This is a genomic window from Bartonella queenslandensis AUST/NH15, assembly GCF_000312585.1.
Classification (GTDB): domain Bacteria; phylum Pseudomonadota; class Alphaproteobacteria; order Rhizobiales; family Rhizobiaceae; genus Bartonella; species Bartonella queenslandensis_A.
In genome coordinates this window covers 63,810-69,283 of record NZ_HE998013.1, presented here as the reverse complement: position 1 = coordinate 69,283, position 5,474 = coordinate 63,810, and the positions used below count along the sequence as shown (strand labels likewise).

The following is a 5,474-nucleotide window of genomic DNA, read 5'->3' as shown; positions in this document are numbered from 1 at the left end:
TTGAATTGTGCAGAGTCATTGTGTTTTGCTGTATATGTTCTTAAATAGGACAATAGTAATTGAGTTTTACATTATATAAAAACACAATATTAAAAAGAAAAGTTAATATTAAGGAGTTTCCTTATGACAGAACATAAGCCAGACATAATGTATGGTACAACGATTATTACGGTACGAAAAGGTGGCAAAGTCGTGATGGCTGGCGACGGTCAAGTCTCTCTTGGACAGACGATTATGAAAGGCAATGCACGTAAGGTCCGCCGTCTTGGAAAAAGCGGAATGGTTATTGCTGGTTTTGCAGGTGCTACAGCAGATGCGTTTACATTACTGGAAAGATTGGAAACAAAGCTTGAGCAATATCCTGATCAGCTTATGCGTGCATGTGTAGAACTTGCAAAAGATTGGAGAACAGATCGTTATTTGCGTCGTCTTGAAGCAATGATGCTTGTGGCTGATAAGAAAGTAACTTTGGCTCTAACAGGGCTTGGTGATGTCTTAGAACCAGAAGATGGGGTTATGGCCATTGGTTCTGGAGGAAATTTTGCTCTTTCAGCAGCGCGGGCACTGATGGACTTAGATTTGGATGCAGAAACTATTGCCCGTAAAGCTATGGCTATTGCCGCTAAAATTTGTGTTTACACCAATGATCATTTTACAATTGAAACATTGGATGCAGAATTATCTTCTTTAGAGAAAGCTATTTAAATGTGTGTTGTATTTTCCCCTCGTGAGACTGTTTCTGAACTTGATCGCTTTATTATTGGCCAAAATGATGCCAAACGTTCTGTAGCTATTGCACTGCGTAATCGGTGGCGTAGACAACAGCTTGATGAACCGATGCGTGAAGAAGTGATGCCAAAAAATATTTTAATGATAGGGCCAACAGGTGTTGGTAAAACAGGGATTGCACGTCGATTAGCAAAACTTTCTGGGGCACCCTTTGTGAAAGTAGAAGCGACTAAATTTACTGAAGTTGGTTATGTGGGGCGTGACGTTGAGCAAATTATTCGAGACCTTGTTGAAACTGCCATTTCTCTTGTACGTGAAAAGAAACGAGATGAAATAAAAGGAAAGGCTCACATGAATGCTGAAGAGCGTGTTTTAGACGCCCTTGTTGGCAAAACAGCAAGTCCCGCTACCCGTGATAATTTTCGCAAAAAATTGCGTGAAGGTGAATTGGATGAGAAAGAGATTGAAATTGAAGTAGCTGATAATAATAGCAATAGTGCTTCAACTTTTGATATTCCTGGTATGCCTGGAGCGCAAATGGGGATTATGAATTTATCCGATATTTTAGGTAAAATGGGAAGTCGTACAAAAATCCGTAAAATGATCGTAAGGGATGCTTTTAAACCACTCATTGATGATGAGTCTGAAAAACTCCTTGATCAGGAACAAATTATTCAAGAAGCACTTCGTGTTGCTGAAAATGACGGTATTGTTTTTATCGACGAGATTGATAAAATTGCAACGAGGGATGGTGGAGCCAGTGCTGCTGTTTCGCGTGAGGGTGTCCAACGTGATCTCTTGCCTTTAGTGGAAGGAACAACAATTGCTACAAAATATGGGCAAATCAAAACAGATCATATTCTTTTTATTGCCTCTGGTGCATTTCATGTTTCCAAGCCATCTGATTTATTACCGGAACTTCAAGGACGTTTGCCTATCCGCGTGGAGCTCAACCCTTTAACAAGGGAAGATTTACGACGCATTTTAACAGAACCAGAAGCAAGTTTGATTAAACAATATATTGCTCTTATGGCAACGGAAGAGGTTCATTTGGAAATTACCGATGATGCGATTGACGCTTTAGCAGATATTGCTGTAGATCTAAATGCAAGGATTGAAAACATAGGAGCACGTCGTTTGCAAACCGTTATGGAGCGCGTTTTGGATGAGATTTCTTTTACGGCACCCGATAAAGCTGGAACATCGTTTAAAATTGATGCTGCTTACGTGAGAAAATCTATTGGTGAGCTTGCTGCTGATATCGATCTTTCCCGTTTTATTCTTTAGAGGTATTGCCTGTTTTGTTTATTTTCGTGCTTCGATAATTTTGAAACCATGAGCTTGGTTATGTATCAACACTGTACGAAAAATATCTTTTAACAATGTTTCATAAGGCAGGTGGCGGTTCGCAACAAGAAGCAGACTGCCACTGGGTTTGAGGCATTTTGCAGCATTTATAATAAAATGTTTTCCTAAGGAGACATCTGTCGTTTGTTGTGTGTGAAAAGGTGGATTAGAAATGATTGTGTCATACAGATTTGTGACAGGCTCATGCACAAGGTCATGCCAATAAAAATGAATTGGAAAAGGAGCTGTGATGGGGTTAAGGTGCTGTTTTGCTGCTTTCAAAGCGTTGTAGTCTGCTTCATAAAGATCAAGAGTTGTAAGTTTTGCATTGCTTTCAAGGGCAACGTGAGAAAGATAGCCCCAGCCAGCCCCAAAATCAGCCGTTTTCCCAGAAATAACTTTGAGCATATAAGAAGCAAGTACTGCGGATCCTGGATCAATACGACCGTGTGAGAACATACCAGCAGTGGTTTGAAATTTATCAAAAAAAAGCGGTTGTGAGCGTAATTGTGCAATATTTTGTCTTTCTATTTCTTGAGGAACTTGAAGCCAAAATACAAGACCATGATTTTTAGATAGCTTGTTGGTTATGGGAACAATTGTTTTGACCCATTTCATCATTGAAGCAGCACCAGCCGTTTTATTCCCACTGATCACAATCCATCCACTGGGTTTAACGCATTCTAATAAATCAAGAAAACAATTTTGGTTAAAACCACGATATTTGCTTAAACGTAAAAATGCTCCATCATAAATGAAAGTTTTATTTATTTGAGGAGAGCAGTGAAATTGAGTATTGACAAATTTTAAAAAATCTGGTCGCCAAGGCGTGACAACTTTTAAATTTTGTGCCCATTCTGGAGCAGGGACTTCCGTCAAACCAAAACTTAGCCAGCATTGGTTTGGATCTGGATAAGGAAGTGCATGATTTTCAAAAGGTAAAAATGATAACACATGCGGTTCTTTCAAAGAAAAATGCCACTCCAATATTGGGATGGCATTTCATGATTACGATAAGAAGAAAAGATTACTCTTCTTTTTTCTTCCGGCGGCGCTTATTTTCAGGTTGCTTTTTTTCATCCATACACTTTTCTTCTTTCACCGATTTATCATCGGTAATTTCCTTTCCGGTTTCTTGATCAACAACCTTCATTGATAACCGAACTTTTCCACGCTCATCAAAGCCCATGAGTTTAACCCAAACTTTATCACCTTCTTTAACAATATCAGTTGTTTTGGTGACGCGTTCTGATGCCAGTTGAGAGATGTGCACGAGCCCATCACGAGAACCAAAGAAATTTATAAATGCACCAAAGTCTGCAGTTTTTACAACTGTTCCTTGATAGATAGCACCAACTTCAGGCTCATCGACAATAGAATGGATCCAGCGTTTTGCTGCTTCAATGGTTTTAGCATCGGCAGAAGCAATTTTAATGGTACCATCATCTTCAATATTAATTTTTGCTCCAGTTTGTTCCACAATTTCTCGAATAACTTTACCACCAGAGCCGATAACATCACGGATTTTATCAACAGCAATATTCATCACTTCGATTCGTGGAGAAAATTCACTCAATTCAGCTCGTGCGCTGGTTAAAGCTTTTGCCATTTCGTTAAGGATATGGATTCTGCCACCTTTGGCTTGTTCAAGTGCGATTTTCATAATCTCTTCAGTAATACCGTCAATTTTGATATCCATTTGCAAAGCAGTAATACCATTTTCTGTTCCTGCAACTTTAAAATCCATATCACCAAGATGATCTTCATCTCCTAAGATATCAGACAAAACAGCAAAGCGCTCTCCTTCTTTAATCAAGCCCATTGCAATACCCGCAACAGGGCGTGCCAAAGGAACACCAGCATCCATGAGAGCAAGCGAAGTTCCACAAACGGTTGCCATAGAAGAAGATCCATTGGATTCAGTAATTTCTGAGACAGCGCGAATGGTATAAGGAAAAGATTCTTTCGTTGGCAACATGGGGTGAATTGCTCGCCATGCTAATTTTCCATGCCCAATTTCACGACGACCAGGAGAACCAAGGCGTCCTGTTTCACCTACTGAAAACGGTGGAAAATTGTAATGGAGGAGGAATGTTTCCTTATACATTCCCGTTAAAGCATCAATATATTGTTCATCTTCACCAGTTCCCAATGTTGCAACGACAATCGCTTGTGTTTCTCCGCGGGTAAAGAGTGCTGATCCATGTGTGCGGGGTAAAATACTTACTTCTGATTGGATAGGGCGCACGGTAGAAAGATTACGTCCATCAATACGCTTTTGAGTATCAAGAATGTTACCGCGAACAATTTTTGCTTGCAACTGTTTAAATACGGTGGCAATTTGGTCTGTACTAAATTGACAGCCTTCTTCTGTTTCTGGTGTAAATTTACTGATAATCTCTGTTTTGAGTGCATCAATTGCAGCATAACGTTCTTGCTTATCAGTAATTGTGTAAGCCTTTCGTATATCCTGTTCAGCCATTTCCTGCATTGCTTTTTCAAGGTTAGAAAGATCTTCAGGAACAAAATCACGAGGATCTTTTGCTGCAACCTCAGCCAGTTTGATGATAGCATCAAGGACAGGTTGAAGACCTTTATGACCAAACATCACAGCGCCCAACATGATATCTTCCGGCAATTCTTGTGCTTCTGATTCAACCATCAATACAGCACTTTCTGTTCCAGCAACCACAAGATCAAGTTTTGATTCAGGCATTTCATCAATATGAGGATTAAGAACGTATTGTCCGTTACAATAACCAACGCGGGCACCCGCTATAGGTCCCATGAAAGGGACACCTGATAGGGTCAATGCGGCAGAGGCAGCAATCATCGCAAGAATATCGGGATTATTTTCGAGATCATGCTGTATAACGGAAACAATGACTTGTGTATCATTTTTATACCCCTCAACGAAGAGAGGACGAATTGGACGATCAATCAAACGTGAAACCAAAGTTTCATGTTCACTTGGCCGACTTTCACGTTTTAAATAGCCCCCAGGTATTCGACCAACGGCATAGGATTTTTCTTGATAATTAACGGTAAGCGGAAAAAAGTCCTGGTCTGGTTTTGGGCTTTTGGCCGATACAACAGTTGCTAAGATAATGGTTTCTCCATAGGTAGCAATCACTGCACCATCAGCTTGACGCGCTATTTTCCCTGTTTCAAGGGTGAGCGGCCGCCCGGCCCATTCAATTTCTATCTTGTGCGTTTTGAACATTTTTTATCCTTAATGACCAGTGTTTTTTAACATTTGATTGCTCACATTCTGGTTTTGCGTAGCCATATTTTCAAGCTCTGGGGTAGACAACACGTTACTTCCATCTTTGCTGAGAGAAGAGAGATAAACACCTTAAGATGCGAAATTATGAGCAGTCCTATCCCATAAAATAACT

General features: G+C 40.1%; 4 protein-coding genes. 2 read left to right on the top strand and 2 right to left on the bottom strand.

Going from position 1 to position 5,474, the window contains the following annotated elements:
- Positions 1 to 123: 123 nt before the first annotated feature.
- Positions 124 to 705, top strand: a complete 582-nt coding sequence (gene hslV / locus BN338_RS08390) for an ATP-dependent protease subunit HslV (RefSeq protein ID WP_039760963.1) — start codon at positions 124 to 126, stop codon at positions 703 to 705.
- The gene (gene hslU / locus BN338_RS08385) at positions 706 to 2,016 is read left to right on the top strand and encodes an ATP-dependent protease ATPase subunit HslU (protein ID WP_039760960.1); all 1,311 of its coding nucleotides are present in this window, start codon (positions 706 to 708) and stop codon (positions 2,014 to 2,016) included. It abuts the gene before it with no gap.
- Between the two features lie 18 nt (positions 2,017 to 2,034).
- Here the strand turns inward: hslU and BN338_RS08380 are convergent, their stop codons facing one another.
- Both BN338_RS08380 and pnp read right to left on the bottom strand, forming a co-directional pair.
- On the bottom strand, positions 2,035 to 3,030 hold the full coding sequence (locus tag BN338_RS08380; protein ID WP_039761205.1) for a class I SAM-dependent methyltransferase: 996 nt from the start codon (positions 3,028 to 3,030) through the stop codon (positions 2,035 to 2,037).
- Between the two features lie 73 nt (positions 3,031 to 3,103).
- Positions 3,104 to 5,299, bottom strand: coding sequence for a polyribonucleotide nucleotidyltransferase (pnp, locus tag BN338_RS08375; RefSeq protein WP_039760957.1), 2,196 nt, complete (start codon positions 5,297 to 5,299; stop codon positions 3,104 to 3,106).
- Positions 5,300 to 5,474: the final 175 nt, after the last annotated feature.